This is a genomic window from Thermoanaerobacter thermocopriae JCM 7501, assembly GCF_001310975.1.
Lineage (GTDB): Bacteria > Bacillota > Thermoanaerobacteria > Thermoanaerobacterales > Thermoanaerobacteraceae > Thermoanaerobacter > Thermoanaerobacter thermocopriae.
In genome coordinates this window covers 1-20,425 of the sequence record NZ_BAZY01000002.1, presented here as the reverse complement: position 1 = coordinate 20,425, position 20,425 = coordinate 1, and the positions used below count along the sequence as shown (strand labels likewise).

The 20,425-nt window shown below is 33.0% G+C and carries 18 protein-coding genes and 4 pseudogenes; 3 read left to right on the top strand and 19 right to left on the bottom strand.

Features of this window, described 5'->3' with window-relative positions; all coding sequences use genetic code 11:
- Position 1: 1 nt before the first annotated feature.
- The 3 genes from JCM7501_RS01080 to JCM7501_RS01075 form a co-directional block, all read right to left on the bottom strand.
- Positions 2-1,399 carry a PTS transporter subunit EIIC gene (locus JCM7501_RS01080; protein WP_256200990.1) on the bottom strand — a complete coding sequence of 466 codons (1,398 nt, stop codon included), beginning with the start codon at positions 1,397-1,399 and terminating at the stop codon, positions 2-4.
- Entirely contained in the window at positions 1,393-1,611 is a 219-nt protein-coding gene (locus tag JCM7501_RS13240) for a hypothetical protein (protein WP_218184416.1), read from the bottom strand. Before JCM7501_RS13240 ends, JCM7501_RS01080 begins: the two co-directional genes overlap by 7 nt.
- A gap of 137 nt (positions 1,612-1,748) precedes the next feature.
- Positions 1,749-3,071, bottom strand: coding sequence for a 6-phospho-alpha-glucosidase (locus JCM7501_RS01075; protein WP_038001995.1), 1,323 nt, complete (start codon positions 3,069-3,071; stop codon positions 1,749-1,751).
- Positions 3,072-3,252: 181 nt separating this feature from the next.
- Between JCM7501_RS01075 and JCM7501_RS01070 the strand changes: the two genes are divergently transcribed.
- Both JCM7501_RS01070 and JCM7501_RS12465 read left to right on the top strand, forming a co-directional pair.
- Complete coding sequence (locus JCM7501_RS01070) at positions 3,253-4,002, top strand: MurR/RpiR family transcriptional regulator (RefSeq protein ID WP_054644765.1); 750 nt, start codon at positions 3,253-3,255, stop codon at positions 4,000-4,002.
- A 386-nt stretch (positions 4,003-4,388) separates the two neighbouring features.
- Positions 4,389-4,750: pseudogene (locus JCM7501_RS12465) on the top strand (IS481 family transposase); the annotation flags it as partial.
- A 777-nt stretch (positions 4,751-5,527) separates the two neighbouring features.
- Here JCM7501_RS12465 and JCM7501_RS01065 read toward each other — a convergent pair.
- The 7 genes from JCM7501_RS01065 to JCM7501_RS01035 form a co-directional block, all read right to left on the bottom strand.
- The gene (locus JCM7501_RS01065) at positions 5,528-6,208 is read right to left on the bottom strand and encodes a transaldolase family protein (RefSeq protein ID WP_054644764.1); all 681 of its coding nucleotides are present in this window, start codon (positions 6,206-6,208) and stop codon (positions 5,528-5,530) included.
- Positions 6,209-6,345: 137 nt separating this feature from the next.
- A complete protein-coding gene (locus JCM7501_RS01060) occupies positions 6,346-6,726 on the bottom strand; it encodes a PTS glucitol/sorbitol transporter subunit IIA (protein ID WP_028991642.1) in 381 nt (126 codons plus the stop codon).
- Positions 6,727-6,811: 85 nt separating this feature from the next.
- Positions 6,812-7,816, bottom strand: a complete 1,005-nt coding sequence (gene srlE / locus JCM7501_RS01055; protein WP_028991643.1) for a PTS glucitol/sorbitol transporter subunit IIB — start codon at positions 7,814-7,816, stop codon at positions 6,812-6,814.
- A 127-nt stretch (positions 7,817-7,943) separates the two neighbouring features.
- A complete protein-coding gene (srlA, locus tag JCM7501_RS01050; protein ID WP_028991644.1) occupies positions 7,944-8,492 on the bottom strand; it encodes a PTS glucitol/sorbitol transporter subunit IIC in 549 nt (182 codons plus the stop codon).
- 70 nt (positions 8,493-8,562) lie between these two features.
- Positions 8,563-8,946 carry a transcriptional regulator GutM gene (locus JCM7501_RS01045; RefSeq protein WP_003871420.1) on the bottom strand — a complete coding sequence of 128 codons (384 nt, stop codon included), beginning with the start codon at positions 8,944-8,946 and terminating at the stop codon, positions 8,563-8,565.
- 51 nt (positions 8,947-8,997) lie between these two features.
- The gene (locus JCM7501_RS01040) at positions 8,998-9,957 is read right to left on the bottom strand and encodes a sugar-binding transcriptional regulator (protein ID WP_028991645.1); all 960 of its coding nucleotides are present in this window, start codon (positions 9,955-9,957) and stop codon (positions 8,998-9,000) included.
- Between the two features lie 133 nt (positions 9,958-10,090).
- A complete protein-coding gene (locus JCM7501_RS01035) occupies positions 10,091-10,915 on the bottom strand; it encodes an SDR family oxidoreductase (protein ID WP_028991646.1) in 825 nt (274 codons plus the stop codon).
- A gap of 243 nt (positions 10,916-11,158) precedes the next feature.
- Between JCM7501_RS01035 and JCM7501_RS01030 the strand changes: the two are divergent.
- Positions 11,159-11,844, top strand: a pseudogene (locus tag JCM7501_RS01030) (transposase); the annotation flags it as partial.
- 65 nt (positions 11,845-11,909) lie between these two features.
- Here the strand turns inward: JCM7501_RS01030 and JCM7501_RS01025 are convergent.
- The 9 genes and pseudogenes from JCM7501_RS01025 to JCM7501_RS00990 all read right to left on the bottom strand — a co-directional run bounded on the left by JCM7501_RS01025 (position 11,910) and on the right by JCM7501_RS00990 (position 20,397).
- Positions 11,910-12,548, bottom strand: a complete 639-nt coding sequence (locus JCM7501_RS01025) for a bifunctional 4-hydroxy-2-oxoglutarate aldolase/2-dehydro-3-deoxy-phosphogluconate aldolase (RefSeq protein ID WP_028991648.1) — start codon at positions 12,546-12,548, stop codon at positions 11,910-11,912.
- Between the two features lie 124 nt (positions 12,549-12,672).
- Positions 12,673-13,407 carry a sugar isomerase domain-containing protein gene (locus JCM7501_RS01020; protein WP_028991649.1) on the bottom strand — a complete coding sequence of 245 codons (735 nt, stop codon included), beginning with the start codon at positions 13,405-13,407 and terminating at the stop codon, positions 12,673-12,675.
- A 1-nt stretch (position 13,408) separates the two neighbouring features.
- Positions 13,409-14,146, bottom strand: coding sequence for a creatininase family protein (locus tag JCM7501_RS01015; protein ID WP_028991650.1), 738 nt, complete (start codon positions 14,144-14,146; stop codon positions 13,409-13,411).
- A gap of 17 nt (positions 14,147-14,163) precedes the next feature.
- Positions 14,164-15,000 carry a phosphotriesterase family protein gene (locus tag JCM7501_RS01010; protein ID WP_218184415.1) on the bottom strand — a complete coding sequence of 279 codons (837 nt, stop codon included), beginning with the start codon at positions 14,998-15,000 and terminating at the stop codon, positions 14,164-14,166.
- Positions 14,967-15,155 carry a hypothetical protein gene (locus JCM7501_RS16365; RefSeq protein ID WP_218184414.1) on the bottom strand — a complete coding sequence of 63 codons (189 nt, stop codon included), beginning with the start codon at positions 15,153-15,155 and terminating at the stop codon, positions 14,967-14,969. The genes JCM7501_RS01010 and JCM7501_RS16365 overlap by 34 nt, the downstream gene beginning before the upstream one ends.
- Positions 15,156-15,212: 57 nt before the next feature.
- Complete coding sequence (locus JCM7501_RS01005) at positions 15,213-16,514, bottom strand: PTS ascorbate transporter subunit IIC (RefSeq protein WP_028991652.1); 1,302 nt, start codon at positions 16,512-16,514, stop codon at positions 15,213-15,215.
- A 27-nt stretch (positions 16,515-16,541) separates the two neighbouring features.
- Entirely contained in the window at positions 16,542-16,817 is a 276-nt protein-coding gene (locus JCM7501_RS01000; RefSeq protein ID WP_028991653.1) for a PTS sugar transporter subunit IIB, read from the bottom strand.
- Positions 16,818-16,972: 155 nt separating this feature from the next.
- Positions 16,973-19,098 (bottom strand): annotated as a pseudogene (locus JCM7501_RS00995) (BglG family transcription antiterminator).
- 134 nt (positions 19,099-19,232) lie between these two features.
- A pseudogene (locus tag JCM7501_RS00990) lies at positions 19,233-20,397 on the bottom strand (pyridoxal phosphate-dependent aminotransferase).
- Positions 20,398-20,425 lie beyond the last annotated feature (28 nt).

The following is a 20,425-nucleotide window of genomic DNA, read 5'->3' as shown; positions in this document are numbered from 1 at the left end:
TTTATTCAAGTCCGAGAATATCTTTTATTTTGCTCTTGTAGACATCTGCTTTTGTACCAAAAATAACCTGTACTCCATTTTCGACTTTTAAAAATCCACTAGCACCAAGTTCACGCCATATTTTTTCATCGCTGACGCGTGCTACATCTTTTACCTTTACTCTCAACCTCGTGAAGCAAGCATCTACATTAATTATATTTTCAGCGCCACCAAGTGCTGTTATTATTTCATTAATAATGTCATTTGAAACTGATTTCTTTTGCACCGATTGTATATTGTCATTAAGGGTATCTATAATACTGATTTCACGGCCAGGTGTTTGTAAATTATACCTTTCTATCATGAAACGAAAAACGAAATAATATACAAAGAAATACACAATACCGATTATTAATCCGTAGATCCAATTGGAACCTTTACCTTGCTGCATTATTCCATTGAATACAAAGCTTAAAAATGGTCCACCAAAAGCTGTAGAGCCCGGTATATTAACTTTAAATAAATATGTCAGAAAATATGCAAAACCTACTAATACCGCATGTATACCATATAGCAATGGTGCTACAAACAAAAATGTAAATTCAATAGGTTCAGTAATTCCTGTAAAAAACGCTGGAATGATAGCTGCTATCAGTAAAGTTTTTACTTTATTTTTATTTTCCGGTTTTGCTGTATGATACATAGCTAAAGCAGCACCTGGTAAGCCGAACATAGCAAATATAACTTTACCGTTCATCAGAAATCTTGTTACATTGATATCAAACATTGCTCTAGGTAAAGCTAATTGAGCCTGAAATATATTTATAGCCCCTTGAACAAGTTTCCCTCCTACCTCTATTGAACCTCCAAGGCTTGTGAAGAAGAACGGCAGATAAACGAAATGATGTAGTCCAAATGGCAATAATGCGCGTTCTGTAAAACCATATATAAATGAACCTACAACTCCCGTGCTTTTTATCACAGTGCTTAATGTTCCAAGTCCACTTTGAAATACAGGCCAAACAAAAGACATAACAAACCCGGTAACTATAGCCCCCAAAACAGAGACTACAGGCACAAACTTGGTACCGCTGAATATAGAAAATATCGGTGGCAGTAAAACGTTATAATATTTATTATGAAGATATGCGACTAAAAAGCCAATTATAATACCACCAAATACTCCCATATCTACAGATGGTATGCCAAGTACCATCGTTTGTCCTATGCCAAGTTTAGCTGGATTTAGCTTACCTAAGCTTATAAGGATTGTGCTTATTGTACCATGCATAACAGCAAAAGCTATGAAGGCACACAAACCCGCAATGCCTTTTTCTTTTTTAGCATACCCTATTGCAATGGATATTGCAAAAATTACGGAAATATTATTAAAAACGGTTGAACCTGCCGCCTTTAAAATATTGAAGAACGTTTGAATTGCATTATTTTGTAGGAATGTAGAAACTTTAAGTAATGTAGGCTGGTAAATGCTGATCCAATCCCCATTAGTATACCTACAATTGGTAAAATCATTACAGGTGTTATTAAAATCTTTGCCAATTGTTGAAAAGTAGTAAAATATTTACTGTCTTTTGTAGAAATATTATTTTTGTTTAATTCAACTCTTCCCACAAATATACCCCCTTTTTATTTTTAATTTATTTTTAATGTTTTTAATTCTGATATATTACATAAAATAGTAATTGTTTACTTAATAAACACATTTGCAAAAAATATTCTAAATCTTTGTACTTATTACTACAGTAAAACTACTTTAAATCTGGCCAATATTCTTTGTTCACTTCAATTAGAGCATCAAGTACTTTACGTGCTTTTATAGCTGAAACAACAGTTCTATTTAATGTCAACGCTTGCAATGCCTTTTGATAGGATCTTTCAAAATAAGCATCGACTGTCAGCTTTTCATATGCTAATTGGGATTCGATTAAGCCTTTATAAAATGTAGGAATCTTCCCGACAACGTATGGGCGTGGACCACTTGCAGTTAAAGATGCAGCAACTTCTACCATAGCATCATCCTGTATATTTGAAATTACGCCATTATTTTCAACAATAACTATAAAATTTCGTGCTTTGTTAAATGCAATTGATTCCGCTACTTCAATGATAAAATCACTATGTGCATCGTTATGAAAAATTTGAGCACCCTTAACAGTACCTCTTTCGATAACACGCCTGCATTCATCGAATATCCTTTTTTCTCTTCCATCCATTACTTCATTTGCTCGTGTATAATTCGGATTGGCTTTTGCTGTCATTTTATCCGGATAGAAATAATATTGTAAATACGTATTTGGCAGGTAGTCAGGAAAATCTATCAATATATCTCTTACTGTAGCATAAGTATCAAGCCATGATTTATCTCGCTGTTCAGCGTCAGCTGGTATAAATCCCTTTTCAAGTATAAGTTGTTTTATTTTTGGAAGTAAATCATTTCCATCTTTATCATAAATATGTGTAAACCATCCAAAGTGGTTTAATCCGAAATATACAGGGTCAAATTCATCTGCCTTCATGTTAAGGAGTCTTCCATAAGACCTCAACAAATTAACCGGCTGATCGCAGATATTTAATATCCTCTTATCATTAGGAAATTCTCTCCTTAATGCTTCCGCCACAATCGCTGCAGGATTAGTGTAATTTAAAATCCATGCTTTTTCAGAATATTTTCTTATGTCCTTTACAGTCTTTATCATATCGCCAATTGAACGCATCCCATATGCAAATCCTCCTGGTCCCACTGTCTCCTGTCCTACAATGCCCATGCTTAAAGGTATTTTTTCATCCTTCTCACGCATTTTAAGTCCACCGCTTCTCATTTGCACAAATACGAAGTCTACATCTTTATAAGCAGTTTCTGCATCCGTAGTATAGTTGAAATCTAAATCAGGATATTCTTCAGAAAATAATACTTTTGCGAATTCTCCAATTACTGCCTGTCTTTTAGCATTTATATCAAACAGAGTAAGCTTTTTTAAAGGAAATCTGTCTTTCATTTTACACAAACTCTTTAATATTCCTGGCGTCCAAGTACTTCCACCTCCAACAATTGTTATATTAAACTTTTTCATAACCATCCCTCCTATGCTATAATTAAATGTAAGATAGAATTGACAGCTATCAATTTTTAATTATAATTGCTTAGTAATTGGTTTTAAATAGTTTTCAAACATATTGTAACGATCATTTAAAACTTTAAACATTTTCACTTAGTAAAATTATTTTCATATCACTGCGAAAGAGGGTGGAATAATGAATTTTTTCGACATGATCGAAAAGAATAGAACAAACTTGAATAAAGATGAAAATAAATTGTTAAAATATATAATTGAACACGCCTCTGAAGTTAAAGATATGACTATAAAAGATTTATCAAAATTAACATTTACATCTCCAGCAGGAATAGTACGTTTTTGCAAAAAACTCGGTTTCCGAGGATATTCTGAACTTAAAAATAGTTTATATTTAACAGCAGTTAATGTTAGTATCAAACCTGATAAAAAATTTTCGGGTACGATATTCGATGATATCGAAAAAACTAAAGATTTGTTAAATTTTCAATTAATAGAAGAAATTCTCGAGCTAATCTATAAAGCACACCGCATTGATTTTTACGGTGAAGGTTCATCAAAAATGGTTTGTATAGAAATGGCAAGAAGATTTAGGTCTATTAATAAAATATCTTACTCTTATGATGATACAAGTATAATGTATGCATCTGCTGGAACTTTGACCGCTCATGACCTGGTATTTGCAGTTTCAATGACAGGTGAAACAAAACAAATAATAAAAGCAGTCAATATCGCGAAATCAAAGAAGGCAACAATTGTATCACTTACTAATTTAAGCAATAATACTTTATCAAATATTGCTGACAAATCTTTGTTTGTATTTTCCAATAAATACGTTATAAATGATGATATAGAAATTACATCAAGAGTACCAGCACTTGTTCTAATGGAGTATATATTACAATTATCTCAGAAAATATGTAAAAGATAAATGAATTAAGTATTTATAAAACAAATAAATTTTAAAAATTTTAAACCCTTATAGATTTAATCATAATTTTTTAATATGTATTTGAATCATTTTCTGCAAATTCAATCGTCTTGAGACTGTAAAAATTTTTGGGCAAAATGATTAAAAATCCCTTTCTTGGTAAGGAATTGATATATAAAAGAAATCAACAAGTCTCTCTATATTAAGACATAAAGTAAGTAGATATTTATTATGTTAAAAGGTCAGAAAAAGATTATTTATGTAAATAACCATAAAATGTTGGTAAAAGTATCTTAAAATTTTTTCTCTTACTAAAAAGCTGTGTTTTGAAAACTCATATCTTAGAGTTCCTAGATTTCATAACGGCAAGTTCACCACTGACCTCAGAGCTAAATCCTATCCCACCGAAAGCAAAACACTTGATGGGTATAATTGAAAATTCACATAGAGCGGATGATGAGTACTTTTTAATGATTCATTCTGAAAGATGCAAAGAAAAGAGGAATTTATCCAAAAAGCCCACAGATGGCAAGATACATGGAATTTCTTCAGACCTTATAATGGTAAAAGGATGAATGGGAGGACACCATTTAAAAAGTTTAGAGGCTTTAAAGCTCTGGTCTCCTCCCATGTTTTTCAGTTTCCTACTTTACTTCTTGAGAATATACTAAAAAATGTTGGTACTTTTTACTCTCTGTTCTTTAATAAATTGGGTAGTAAATATGTCTTCATCACGTACCAGTACTAAACAAGTATTAGAGAATATAGAAATAAAGCACCTATGACAATGGAAGTTTTAGAAGAGGGGTTTGAAAATGCAATACGGACTTTAGAACTTGCTGAACTTTACCAAAAGAGACCTCGCACTACTAATATGTTATAGCGGTTAAATGAAGTGATTTGCTGCCGTGAAAGAGTGATAAGGGTATTCCCCAGTTGAGAATCTGCTATTCTCCTAATCGGAACTTTACTAATGGAATAACAAGATGAAAAAATGGTCTTGTGGCAAAAAGTACTTGGATACGGCCGAGTATTTTAAATGGCAAAAAAACAAGAGAAAAGATAGTTAACCATTATCACCCCCGGTAGCTTTTAACAACTGCTGAAGACTCTTGTTGTCAAGGGCTGTCAAGGCCCGGTAATAGCGTATCTTTGATACCTACATGTCCGGAGACAATATAATAAGCCGGGCAGCGGTAATATGAACATCTGGTTGTATCCAGTGGAATTTTTATACAGAAATTTGGACTTGATCTATTCTGATGCCTCTTTTTTAAAAAGCTCCCTGTTTTAATAAAATATTCCTCATGCTGCTCTACTCGCCACGGTCTCTGTCATTTGCCCTCCCTTGTCATAGCAATTGATAAAACTCTTATTTAGTTTATATTAACAGAGTAACTCTCTTTTGTAATGTAGTCATCAAATTTCCTCTTTAAATATTTTAAAGCCGCAATCTCAATTTATTTATATTTATGTTATTTCACATTTTCGCATTATCCTAAATTTTACCTATTTGTAATTACTTCTAAATATAATTTCCTATGTTCGTATTTTTTATTACCATAAAATTTTCCCAATCTTTAACAAATTGCGACACACTCCAATCAGTCATTGGATGGAAAATCATTTGATTTATCATATCATAATTAACCGTAATAGCATGAGCTCCAGCCATACATACTCCATGAATTTGTTCGACATTTTTAAAACTTGCTGCAATAACTTTAGTATTAAAATTATATATATTTATAAGTTTCACAATATCTGATACAACTTTAATGCCATTTGCGGATATATTATCTAATCTGTTTACATAAGGCGCAACGAAATCGGCACCAGATTTAGCCGCTATAAGAGCCTGTTGAGGTGTAAATACAGCAGTTGCCGTTGTTTTTATTTCTCCATTAAGCATTTTTATGGCTTTTATTCCTTCAGGTATTACGGGTATTTTTATATATAAATTTCCTCCTATTTCTTTATTTATATATTTTGCTTCTTCTACAATTTCATCTGCTTTCTGGCTAATAACCTGTACATGAAGCATTTTATCATATCCTATTATATCTCTAATTTCCTTCAATAACTCAATAAAATCCCTTTTTTCCTTTGCTATTATAGAAGGATTTGTCGTTACACCATCTATCGGATACATTTCAATGCTTTGTTTAATTTCTTTTATGTTAGCTGTATCCATTAATAATAACATAATAATTTTCCTCCCTTCTTTCTGTTCTTGTATAACCTTAAATTTTTCATAAACTAAACAAAACGAAACGGAGAAAATCCATAAAAAGCAAAGTTAAACACACATCTCTACTTGGTTTTATGGTAAATTAATTATTATTATTCCCTCACAATTACTATTGCATCCCCTACATTTATAATTGGTATATTTTTATTTTCTACATGTAAAGTTCCGGGTAGTTCTGCTGTCGTACTTCCGTCAAATTTTATAGTAATGTGTCCTAGATTTCTAAGGTTAATATTGACCAATTCACCCACTGCTGTTATTTTAAATTTTTCTTCATTTATTTTAAGTATATCTCCAACTTCTATATTTTTATAATCTAAATGTACTTTATTTATGTTATTATCATGTAGTACACAATAATCAATTAGTTCATCCGGAACATTATCTCGAAATAATATAATAATTTTTTCTGAATAAAAATCTTGTACCTTTGCACCTATTTTAGTAACAATTGTTTCATAAATAGTATTCATTTTGCTCACCTCCGAATAAAATTCTTAATATATAATAAGGGAAGAAGATAGGTACACTATCTTCTTGCCCTACATTATTTACTACTCATTTTGAATAAAGGCCAAAACTTGCAAGCCATGCAATAAATACGGTGGTAGGACCAGTCAAGAATCTACTATACAATACAGATGGTACACCAACTTCTACTGTTTCCGGTTCTGCTTCTGCAAGTCCAAGCCCCACAGGTATAAAATCGCATGCCGCCTGTGAGTTTATTGCAAATAAAGCAGGCAAAGATAATTGTGGAGGAATATGGCCTTTTGCTATTTCAACACCAACTAATACACCTATAACCTGAGCTATTACCGCACCAGGTCCTAAAAACGGCGAAAGGAATGGAAAAGAACAAATTGCTGATAATAGTAACAATCCGGGTAATGTACCTGCAAGAGGTGTTAATAAGTGTGCTAATACATCGCCTATTCCAGATTTTAATATTATGCCAATCAGCATAGATACAAAAGCCATAAATGGAAGAATCGTCCTTAATACTGTATCTATAGTATCACGCCCTGCTTGATATAGTACCCCAACTAAGTATCCCATGCCTTTACCTATTTTAACCATTAAATTTCCTGTATTTGATTGTTCACTAATTTTTTTACTTGTATCATACTTTGGCTTTGTAGTTGCTGCTGCAACTTCTCCAATGTTAGCTTTTATCTCTTCTATAGGCCCATTAAATAGTTCTATGTTGTTCGTTTTAACTCCTGAGACATATATATCAGGTTTAATATATTGTGAAAGCGGACCGCTTGGACCAGCAGGTGTCAAATTTACTGTTGGTATATTTTTTTGAGGGTATATACCACACCTTAATGTTCCACCACAATCTATTATTACGCATGCAATTTCATCATCTGGTACTGTAGTTTTGAAACCGTCTATCAGTTCACAACCCGTTAACTCAGCAATCCTTTTCGCAACAGGTGAAATATCTCCTCCTGTAATGGTCACAACTTTGTTCCTTTTCTCTGTAGGCGTTATAATTAAAGGTCCACCAAATCCACCTGGCCCCGCAGTTATCTTTACACTCCTATATTTGCTCATTTTCCATCCTCCTTTATTATAAATTTTGTGTTATTAAAAGTATTTTAACCAAAAATTTCCTTAGTAAAGGCTTTATAAATATTTTTGTTTAACTTCATTTTTTCTGTTAAGTAATTTATCTAGGAGATTATTTAAGAGAAATTTCTGTCTTTAATTTAACATTTTGTTGCTTCTCAACCCAAGAAGTTGTGAAATCTGTTATCCAACCTCTAAAGAAATTCGTTACAACTCCTACCAAAAAATATCTTAAAGCCAAGTCACTTGTTGGCAAACCTAGTTGAGTAATACCATTCGCTATACCTAAAAACACAAAGAGTTCAGCTGGATTTACATGCGGAAACAGTCCATTCATGGTATGACATGAAAAGGATGCTGCTGCATAATAGCTAGGTTTGTATTTTTCTGGTAAAAATTTGCCTAATGATAATGTCATGGGATTGCAGAAAAAGAATGTTCCAACCACAGGTAGTATAAGATATCTTGTAAATACATTTCTTGAACTAGCTTTTGCTAATTTTTCAACCTTTTCAGGACCAACAAATTTTATTAATGCATTCATCGCAACAAGGAGCATTATTAATGTGGGGACTATCCCAGAAAGCATATTTACAAATGTTTTTCCACCTTCTTGAAATAAACCTATAAAAACTTCCGCCGCATGTGTCAATACTTCCATAAAATTGCCTCCTTTTTGTTCTTTTATTTAATTTTGCATAACTACTTATAAACTATTTAAAACATTTCTTCTATTCCTCACCTCCTTCACCAGAAAATTTTTTAAAATTTTCTATTGCATTCTCTATAGCTTTAGCTGTCAATTTGTCAAAATTTTTTAGTGTGTTATTATCTATGCTGAGAATATTTTTGTCTTCTAATCCTTTCACAGGTTTCATTCTGGCAAAGACCGAAACACCTTTCATCTTTTCAACTCGAATAATGTTACCATTTCCGTCGACCGCAATTAAAACAACTACCCCAGCTCTTATTTTGCCTTTGTTCTTCCCTATTGCAACTCTTCCTAATTCTCTCATTTTTTTAAAATGCTTATTGAAATGTTTTATTTGCAAATATCCCAAAATACTTTGTATAAACCATGCAGCTCCCAGCAATATAACTATATGCCAAACCATAAAATCCCTCTCTCGGGAAATTGTTTATGAAATTATCTAATAATACATCTTTTACATATTGTTGTTTAATTCAATTAATAATTTTGCAGTTCTTTCTGTAGTAATAAGCACATTTATAAATCTACCATTTAACGCTCCTAATATTGAGGGAACCTTTTCAAGAGATTCAGCAACTCCTATTGAATATTCAATATTTCGCAGTTTTTCTAAATCTATCGCTATTGTTCTATCATTTAAATCCGAATTTATAATATTACCATTTATGTCGTAAAATCTAGAACATATATCACCAACTGCATTTACCTTTTTCAAAAATTCAATATCTTCATTTCCAAAATAACCTGACCATATTAGATTAGAAGACTTAATAGGGGCGCCTATTCCTACCACTGCAATATTAACTTTATTCCATAATTCTAGTATTGATTTTAAATTATTATCATTCATAATAGCTTTTTTCGTTTCTTTTTCTGCAGTAATAGCCGGAGCATAGAGATAATGTCCTTTAGCCTTAAAGGCAGACGCAACTTTTGATACTATTGTATTAACATGGTATTCACTTTCTATGTTTCCTGGTCCACCTACAAGGGGAATAATATTAGCAGATATACTATTACAATCCGACAGTGCATTCGCAACTGCAGCCATGGTAGTACCCCATGCAAACCCTACTACGTCACCATCTTTAACAATTCTTTTTAAATATTCTGCTCCGGCTTTACCAAGCATTTGTTTTAATATTATTTCGTTTTGCTCATCTGTAGATGGTATAACAACAGCTTCTTTTAAAGAAAATTTACTCTCCAACAATTTTTCCAATTCTAAGCACTCACCAAAATCACTTTTGATCACGATTTCTACTATTCCCTTTTCTCTTGCCCTTTTCAAAAGTCTGCTTATAGTTGTCCGATAAATGCCTAATTTTTTGGATATCTCAGTTTGAGTTAAATTTTCAATATAATACATCTGAGCAATTTTAGCAAGAAGCCTTGTTTCTTCCCACTTACTCATAGCATCACCCTCATATTTTATTCTACTTTAGTAGTATAAACTTTTTAACACAAATGTGCAATAGTGTAATATTTGATTTATAAAACGCAAAACATGAGGGGTGATGAGAGTAGAAAATTATATGTTGAGCAACTTAACCACGAGATTTTCCACCTGAAATGTTGTAAGTAACTCCATGAATATAACTTGCTCTTTCTGAAGCCAAAAAGCAAACCAAATCTGCTATTTCACTAACTCTACCAGCTCTTCCTAAAGGTATCGAGTTATTTTCATAATTTTCTCTTAATTTTTCTACAGTAATACCTCTTGTATAAGCAAGAGCCTCTTCATATTCTAAAGTTCTTAATCCTGTATCTTCAATAATCCCTGGAGCAACTCCTACAACTCTTATTCCATATTTACCCAATTCCTTTGCCCATGACCTTGTAAAAGCATAAATAGCACCTTTTGTTCCTGCATAGCAACTCTGACCTTCTGAACCTTCAAGACCTGCTTCCGAGCTCATATTAATTATGACACCGTATCTATTTTTTATCATTTCTCGCGCTACTTCCTGGGTGCAGAAAAAAGTGCCCTTTTGATTTACTGCTACCATTAAGTCAAAGTCTTGCTCGTTTAACTCATATTTCCCATTTGGATCTTTAGGATCTACTAAAAGTCTTGGAATATTTATACCAGCATTATTAACCAATATATCAATTTTTCTAAATATCTTCATAACATTCTCTACCATCTTCCTAACACTATCTTTTTTAGCAACATCTGTTTGTAAAAATAGATGTCTTTTTCTTCCCCCTCTTAATTGATTTATGACCTCCTCACCATCAGAATTTATATCAGCTATAACTACTGATGCTCCTTGTTCTGCTAACTTAATTGCTATTTCTTTACCTATACCAGAAGCACCTCCTGTTATTATCGCAACTTTGTTTTCTAGATTTAACCACGAATTTTCCATCGTATCTACCTCCAACTATATTATTTTAATTGTCATCAAGCTTTTTATTTATCTTTTTGCTTCTTCTAACTTATTACTGCAATAATATACTTTAGTCGTATCTCAATTAAATTTTGCACATTTGTGCAGTATAATGTAATTTGTGCTTTAGTTTACATTATATATATTCGCTATAAATTTTAAATTCCTGCTTATGATAAAAATTTTTATTAGTCTTATCAATCTCTTATTCACTACAAAACCTATTCACTTCACACAGTCTACGATAAAAATAGATTTGTATTAGGAGTAAAAGTTGAAGCTGCAAATGTCCACGATAGCGTAATGTTTGAAGAAGTACTAAAAGAAGTTGAAAATATGGTAGGAAAACCGAAAGCAATAGCAGTAGATGCAGGATATAAAAATCCGTACATATCAAAGACAATATTTGATAGAGAAATAATACCAGCAGTGCCATACACAAGACCAAAAACAAAAGACGGTTTTATGAAGAAACATGAGTTTGTGTATGATGACTATTATGACTGTTACATATGTCCCCAAAATGAAATACTAACATATGTTACAACCAACAGAGAAGGATATAGAGTACAAATCAAATCCAGAAAAATGCAAGAATTGCCCTTTAAGAGAAAGGTGTACCCAAAGTAAAGACTACACAAAGATGATATTCAGGCACATATGGGAAGGATATGTAGAAGAAGCAGAACACCTAAGGCATGCACCTTACTGTAAAGAAGTATATGAGAGAAGGAAAGAGACAATGGGGTAAGGTCCCTTTTGGCGCTTTAAATTTTTACCCATTATTTGGAACTTTAATGACAATTTTATCCAGATATATACAGCCCCTGTTTTCGGGACTAAGAAAACAGGGGCTTAAATTTTGTTGTTTTGTTAACAAACTGGGACTATTGGATATTCTCCAATAGCCTTATTTCTACACTTCCTTATGTTGCCGCTTTGTCTCATAACAATATCTGTAGTAAACTTCTCTCTATTTATTGATATCATTCACTAATTTCACAAACTCAATAGCTCTTTCCGTTATTTTATCAAACATTCCATTTACAATAACATCTTTATCTATTAATGCTCCTCCTATCGATACTCCTTTTGCACCAGCTAAAATAAAGTCTTTAATATTATCTTTGTTGATTCCTCCAGTTACAAAAATAGGTACATGTTTGAGTGGTCCTAAAATTTCTCTTAAATATTGAGGACCAAATACACCAGCTGGAAAAACTTTGATAAAATCTGCCCCTGCCTCATAACCAGCCAAAATTTCGGTAGGTGTAGTAGCTCCGGGAATTACAGGTATACCATACCTATTACATAATCTTATTACATCAAGTCGCATAATAGGTGTAAATATAAATTTTGCCCCAGCTAAAATAGCAGCTCTTGCTGTTTCTGCATCTAAGATTGTCCCAGCTCCCACAAAATATTTGTCAGTTTTATTTAACTCCTTAATCACATCCAAAGCTCCAGGTGTTTCAACAGTTATCTCTAATGCTTCAATTCCACCTTTCTTTAAAGCATCAGCTAAAAAAAATACCGTATCAATATCACTGTTGCGAATTACAGCTGTAATTTTCTGTTGTTCAAGTTTCTCAATTATTTGTTGTTTTTTCATCGTAAATAATACCCCCAGTTACTGAAATACAGCTAAATTTAAAATTTCTTTTAATTTTTATCTTGCAAATTTTGTTCCTTTAGGTTTAAACCAGGAATTTTACAAACAAGTGAGCTAAATAGTACTAATAGTAATAAATAATTCTTTTTTTATACTTTTCTATTAATTTTTTGTTATGCATATCGGCACCATCTATATTTCCACTCAGTAAAATAGGAGGAATATAATCATTCTCAACCATTTTCTCAATAGCCATAGCCAATATCGATTGAATAATGAAAGAACCAGCTATTGTAGAACCTGGAAAATATGGCTCTTGAAGGCCCTCAAATTGAAACAGTGCGTCTCCAGGGGGACAATGATTATCAATGTATACGTCAACTACTTCGTATAATTTTTTACCCGAAACATGTCTCGAAGGATATTTTACACTATATTGCATTGACGTAACCCCTACTACAAATGCCTGTTTGTTTTTTGCATACAAAGCTACATCGATTGGTACCCCATTTCTTCCTGAATTCGAAAAAACAATAAATACCTCGCCTGGTTGTATATCTTGAGACTCCATAAAAGTATGAGCATAATTACTCATTCTTTCAAGATGCGAAGAACGAAGTGCTCCATTATGAAGCATCAAATTTTCATCAAAAATAGGATTAATGGGTACCAACCCCCCTGCACGATAAAAAACATCTTCTGATAATATATGTGAATGTCCTGCTCCAAAAAGATGTACAACGGCTCCTTTAGGAATTGTATCTGCAATTTTTTCAGCTACATATTTCAGTTTGTTTTGTTCATGTCGTGTTATTTCACCTAGTAATTCATTTATGGTTTTTAAATATCTTTCCATCATACTATACCCCTTCCTTAGTTGTTAACCGCTTTTTTAAAATTTTTACTATATTATCAATCGCAGCATTAATTATTTTTTCCCCTTTTTCTTTTGTAGCTAAAGCTGCGTTTCCCATAACTACTGTGGATGTGACTCTATCCCACGGGGTTGGAGTATATTCAAAATCTTCTGGCAAATTAGGTGTATCATTTATTGCTTTTTCCATTTGAACATGTTCTGGAGCAAGATATAGCATGTAAGAGGTTTCTATTTCACATGCATGGAAATATCCACCGGGAAGAGGCTCTGATTCTCTTACTTCATCTATAATATGAGATACTCCAGGATAGAAAAAATAATATACTTTTAATTCTGGAATCTTTTCATATAATTCTCTTGCTGCTTCTTTAATGGCAACATTATTTCCAAAATGCCCATTTATTATAACATAGTAACGTATTCCAAACTTGTAAATACTTGTTCCTATATCCACTAATATGGCTTTTAAATGTTCATTACTAATATTAATACTGCCCGCAACATTCCGAAGGCTCCAAACTTGACCATAAGCAAATGTTGGAAGAACAATCGCTTCAATTTTTTCTGCAACTTTTTGTGCCAATCTTTCAGCCAAGTAGTTATCCGTACCTAGAGGAAGATGTGGACCATGTGCTTCAAGTGCACCTATAGGTAAAATAGCAATTTTAGTTTTCTTTATTTGTTCTTCCAGTTCGACATAGGTCATTGAATTTAAGTCCATCTTTTATACCACCTTACTTATATTTTAAATGCAAAGCAACGCCTCGGATTATTGATAAAGAAATCTTTTATTAAACTTTCACCATCAAGACCAGCTTGATCAGCTTCCTCTATAAACCTTGGTATCCATTTTTTAATTATAAAATCCAAACCTAACCCGTGTTTATAATGTCTGTAATAACTTTTTCTTGCCATATCGCCACTAATCAAAATTTGATCTTTAAATCCTTGTTTAACTAAAAATATAATTTCGTTAATACGGTTGCTTTCAGGTCCATATTTAATTTTTCCTATACCGTCAAAGCACAAAAAAGCACCTGTTTTTGCAATTTGAACATGATAGTAAGGATCTAGGTTTCTGTCCATGTGCCCAAAAGAAACATATTCTAAGTTTATTCCTTCTTTTCTTAATAATTCAATTTGCTCGAGAGCCATAGTGCCTGCTTCTGTATGACAATGAATAGGAGCTTTTGTCTCTTTATGAGCTATTGCAATTGCTTTTATTACCTTTTCTTCTAAAGGGGAAATTGAATTATAACCTGTACCACACTTCAATTGTCCTGCGCGAACTTTTGTACCTTCTAACCCTTCTTCGACCTCACTTATAACATATTCAGCCAGTTCTTTTATCGGAGCTTTTTCAATCCACTCACCATAAGTTTCATAATTACCCACAATTTGTTTTACATTATCTTTAAGCTTTGCATTCCAAAGAAAACCTTTATTAAACCCTGCAGTGCCAATTATCTTTACTTGACTCTTTTCCGAAATCCTTTTTACCGCTTCTACTTCTCTGCCATAATCCACAGCTGTAGCATCAACTATAGTCTCGCCACCAGCTTTCTTAAAATCCAAAACATCTTGTAACGATTTGTTTCATCATCTAACAATAAATCTTCCTCATTTTTTTCTTTCCAGTAAGGAGGTATACAAACAATATGCTCATGAGAATATGTGAAGCCTAATTCGTCAGGATTAATATCACCATTAAATGTTCTAATAAAGCTCATTGTCCTCACTCCCAAAGATTGAAATTCTGCTCCATAATTTTTTGGAAAAATGCCATATCAAAATAGTAGTTTGCTTAATAAAGCAACTATAGGACCTAATATAAACATGTCAGAGTCTGCAGCCCACATCGCTGTATCAGGTATGGTACTACTTATCAAGTATGTGACCATAAAATACTGCCCCCATGCCACTATTGTAGCCGTCATAAAACCAGCTATAAGTGCTCCTCTAACACCACCCGTAGCATTCCCAAAAACACCTGCTGTAGCAGAATGGAAAAACAACACTATCATGGTAGGTACAAAAACATAACCAACAGTCTTACCTATAGCTAAGAGCCATATTAATGCACCCGCAAATGCCCCTACAAATCCCAATATCGAAGCAGTAGGAGCATAAGGATATACAATGGGACAATCTAAAGCAGGTTTTGCGTTAGGCACGATGGTATCGGCAATACCTTTGAAAGCCGGGACTATTTCGCCAATTAACATTCTAACACCAAATAAAACTATCGCAATACCAGCAGCAAACTGAAGAGCTTGTATAAATGAGAATACTATAAAATTCTGATCACTGGCCATTTTGAGCAATTTCTCAATCTCTGGAGTTTTGGGTTTAAGTAAGACAAGTAGTGCACCTAAAATATATAAAGTTCCCATAATTAGAGCTATAATCACGTTAGAATCTCGCAAAAATTCAAAACCCTTAGGTATTTTGAATGACTCTGAATCATTTTTTTTATTTCCAAGCAATTTACCTAATCCAGCACCAATTAAAGCAGCTGAAGCACTTGTATGCCCCAGTGCGACCTGATCTCCACCAGTAATCTTCCTCATGATAGGTTGAGTTAACGCAGGCTGGAGTGTCCAATACAAGCCTAAAAAAATTGATAAAAACAAAACCATTTTCCACATAGGTACAGAAGGACCTGCTACGTGTACAATTATCCCTGTAAAAATTACGGTAGTCCAAAACATCATATGTCCTGTTAAGTAAATATAATTCCACTTTGTTATTTTTGCTAAAAACACATTTACTAAAAATCCCAAAACCATAGAAAGAGTAATTATTGTCCCAAATTTCTGGTTGAATGCTGCTTGTCCCATGAATTGACCAAGTTTTTGAGCTTCCAAACCAAAAACTTCTTTCCACATAGGCTGAAATACATTCAAAGACCCTACAATTATACTTGAGCCTCCACCTATAATTAAAAACCCTATTATTGCTTTGAAAGTTCCACTTATAATTTGACTAAAATTTTTCCGCTGTAAAATTAATCCTAAAAGCACTACTAAACCTATCAAAATTGAGGGCTGACCTAAAATATTTGTAGCAATCCACATTATGGCACGCATTAACAATACCTCCTTCGATTTACGGGTTTATTCAGATTTTTTGAAATAATTAACTAATGCGTTTTGTATCTCATGTTTATCAAAATAGTTTTTTACTATCAAAATTGGAATGGGAGAATTTGCAAGGTTTTCAGCTAATTCTTTGTTAGTAATAATTAAGTCAGCTTTTTCAAACAACGCTGTACTTACATCACTATTTTCTACCTCTGCTGTAACACCTATATTTTTTAATACACTTTCAACATTCATTCTTAATATTAAACTTGTCCCCTGGCCTAAGCCACAAACTGTTAAAATTCTCATTACCTTTCACTCCTCAATAAGTTATTCCCATTTTTAATGCATCTCACTATTCCATAACTTAGACAAATTTTACCTATCATTTTATCCTTAACGTTACTCTAAACCATTCATTCTCCTTTTTATGGCTTTTTAAATCAAACAATATCATTTCTTCTTTATTTATCCACCCCAATATATTCCAAAACCTCCTCCTTTCTTTCGGCTGTTGCTAATAAAGACACAAATTTCTCATCCCCCAAAAGCTCCACCAATTCAGACAATGCTTTAAGGTGTGAAGAGTGGTCAATTGCACAAAGAGAAACTACAATTTTTACTGGATCGTTTTCTTTGTTTCCAAAGTTAACAGGATTTTTTAGTGTAATTAAGCTCATACCTATTTTTTTTGCACCTGCTTCTGGTCTCGCGTGAGGCATTGCTATACCTGGCGCAATTACAATATACGGTCCTATTTCTTTTACAGTGTTTATCATTGCATCAATATATCTTGGCTCAATTGCTCCGCTTTTCTCTAATAACTCACCTCCTATCCTCACTGCTTCTTCCCAATCTTTTGCTTCAACATTTAGTTTATAGTCTCCTTCGTCAAAAGGTCTTTTAACACTGGTTGTACAACTCCTCTCGCATTTTCATATGATGCTTTATTTAAAAATTTTGATAAATCTTCCATCAATTTTTCACGATTGTTTATGACACAATGCTTTTCTATTATTTTTATCAAATCGTCAATAACTGTATGTTGCACCTTAGGTTTAATAATAAGACTTTTTAATAATTCTATGTCTTTTTCTGTAAGAAGGGGATTTACTTCAATAGCTTTAATACCCTCATAAGGAATCGGGACAGTAGATACTATTAAATCTATATCTTTTTCTTTCAATATTTCTTTTACCTGATGGTATGCAACAGTATCTACTATATTTACATCAAAAACTGATTGTAATCTCGAAGAAAGAAGTTTCGCCGTACCTATTCCTGTACCACATACGACGAGTATATTAAGCTTTGGTGCTTTAGCAATGTTTAGCTTTTCAATCGCAGCGCCAAAATGTATTGTAAAATAACCTATTTCTTCGTCATTTAATTCTTTGCCTGTATAATCTTCTAAAGGTTTTAGACTTTCTTTTACTATCTCAAACAATTTTTTATAATTTGCCTTAATTTCATCCAAAATAGGATTTTTTAATTTAAGGCCGTGTCTTAACCGGTATACTGTCGGTCTTAAATGGTCTAAAAGCCCTTCAAAAAGCTGCCTATCTCCTGACAAATCTTGATTTACTTTGCTGCTAACATTCCTAATAATTTTTTCTGTTAATAGCTGATACTCAACCCAATTTTCATTAGCGTAAGGTCGCGTTTTTGTAACATTGCTTCCTAGAAGATGGACTGTAATATATCCAATTTCATCATGTGGAATAGAAACCTTAAAATGGTCCTCCAACATTTTTGCAATATTTGATGCTACAGCAAACTCTTTTGTAATTTCTAAAGCTTTTAATTCTTCTTTTGGCATAATTATGTCTTTCCCAAGTTGTATCCTTTTAATTGCTATTGCTATGTGAATTACAAGGCCAGAAAATGCAGCATCAGAAAAAACAGTTTCCAGTTCTCTTTCTGCTATTTGTATACATTCTTCGATATAAGGTATGTCTATATCCTCAAACAGCTTGGTAATTTGTTTATCAATTCCTACACTAGAACGAGTATAAATCGGAGATTTTACAATATCCAGCGCCTTATTAACGTCAATTACCTCTGTTAAAAGTTCTATCGCGGCTCGTCTTAATTGTTTTTCATCCCCCACAACTTTGATTCCATATTTCGGTGCAGACTTTAACTGAAGTCCATGACGTGTAAGCCACTCTCTTACATCCTTTAAATCTTTTATAATGGTACTTCTTGACACCATCAATTTATCTGCAATGCTATTGATAGTGATGTAGTCTTTTTGCTGTATAAGTTCACTTAATATGATATTTACTCTTTCTTTTTGAGATAAGTTGTAATAATAAATATTGAGATTATCAAGAAGAGATAAAACTTTATTTCTGTGTTCCAATAGTTCAGAAAATTTCACACCTACATTCGGTTTTCGCATCAATTGTGGCAAATTATTGTACTTTAAAAACTCATCAATTGTATCAAGGTCATATCTTATAGTTCTACTGCTTACATTAAATATTTTTGCAAGGTCAGAAATTTTAATAGGCGCATTAGAATTGATAAGTTTAACAAGAATTTGAGTACATCTTTCATTGAGTGTGATAATTATCACCTCTTTTATTTCAAATTATACTTTATTTCTACGATAATGAAAAGCTTAACATTTTGCAATTTAAATGTGGCAAAAGTAAACTAAATAAAAAAATAATAATAAAAATGCAGAAGGCATGCTATTCACCTTCCGCATTTTATTTTTTAAAACTTGGACATAAACTCTTTCATTCTTTTTACTGCTTCCTCTAGGTTTTCCATAGAGGTTGCATAAGCCATTCGAACATATCCTTCCCCATTTTCTCCAAAGGCGTTTCCTGGCACAACTGCAACTTTTGCCTCAAAAAGGAGTCTCTTAGCGAATTCTTCTGAGGTAAGACCTGTCTTTTTTATTGATGGGAATATATAAAAAGCACCTTTTGGTTCAAAACAATCAAGCCCCATTTCTCTCACACTTTGAAGTAAATACTTTCTTCTTCTGTCGTATTCTTCCCTCATCTTTAAAATATCTTCATCCCCATTTTTTATAGCCTCAATTCCAGCATACTGGCACATTGTAGCCGCCGCTGTTACACTATATTGGTGAACTTTTGTCATGTGTTTTACAAAATATTCCGGTGCAGCTATATATCCCAGACGCCATCCTGTCATCGCATATGACTTCGAGAAACCATTTATAGTAACTGTTCTTTCCCACATGTCTTTTAAAGAAGCAAAGCTTACGTGTTCAAAACCACTATATATTAGCTCAGAATAAATTTCATCAGTAACCACAATAAGGTCATGTTTTTTAACTACTTCAGCTATCTTTTCCATCGCTTCTTTTGGCATTACTGCGCCAGTTGGATTATTAGGATATGGTAAAATTAATACTTTTGATTTGTCCGTAATGTACTTTTCTAAAACATCTGCCCTTAATACAAAATCGTCCTCCTCATATGTGGGAACAAAAACGGATTTAGCACCTGCAAGAATCGTGCAAGGGTTATAGGCTACAAATGAGGGTTCTGGAATTAATACTTCATCTCCTTCTTCTGCCAAGTATTTAAAGCGACATATATAGCTTCTGTAGCCCCAATTGTAACTAAAATTTCAGTTTCCGGATTGTAAGAAAGGTTATATCGTTTCTTAAGATAATTCGAAATTTCTTGCCTCAATTCAATAAGTCCCGGATTCACAGTGTATCCTGTTTTACCTTCATCGAGGGCTTTTTTGCTGCCTCTCTTATGTGCTCGGGCGTCACAAAGTCTGGTTCTCCGATAGCAAGGGATATCGCTCCAGGCACCTCTTTCGCCATGTTAAAGAAATATCTTATGGTAGATATTTCTATAGATTTTGCTCTTTTTGCCACTCTGTCTTCAAAGTTCATCTCTAATCCTCCTAAAATAATAGTTTTT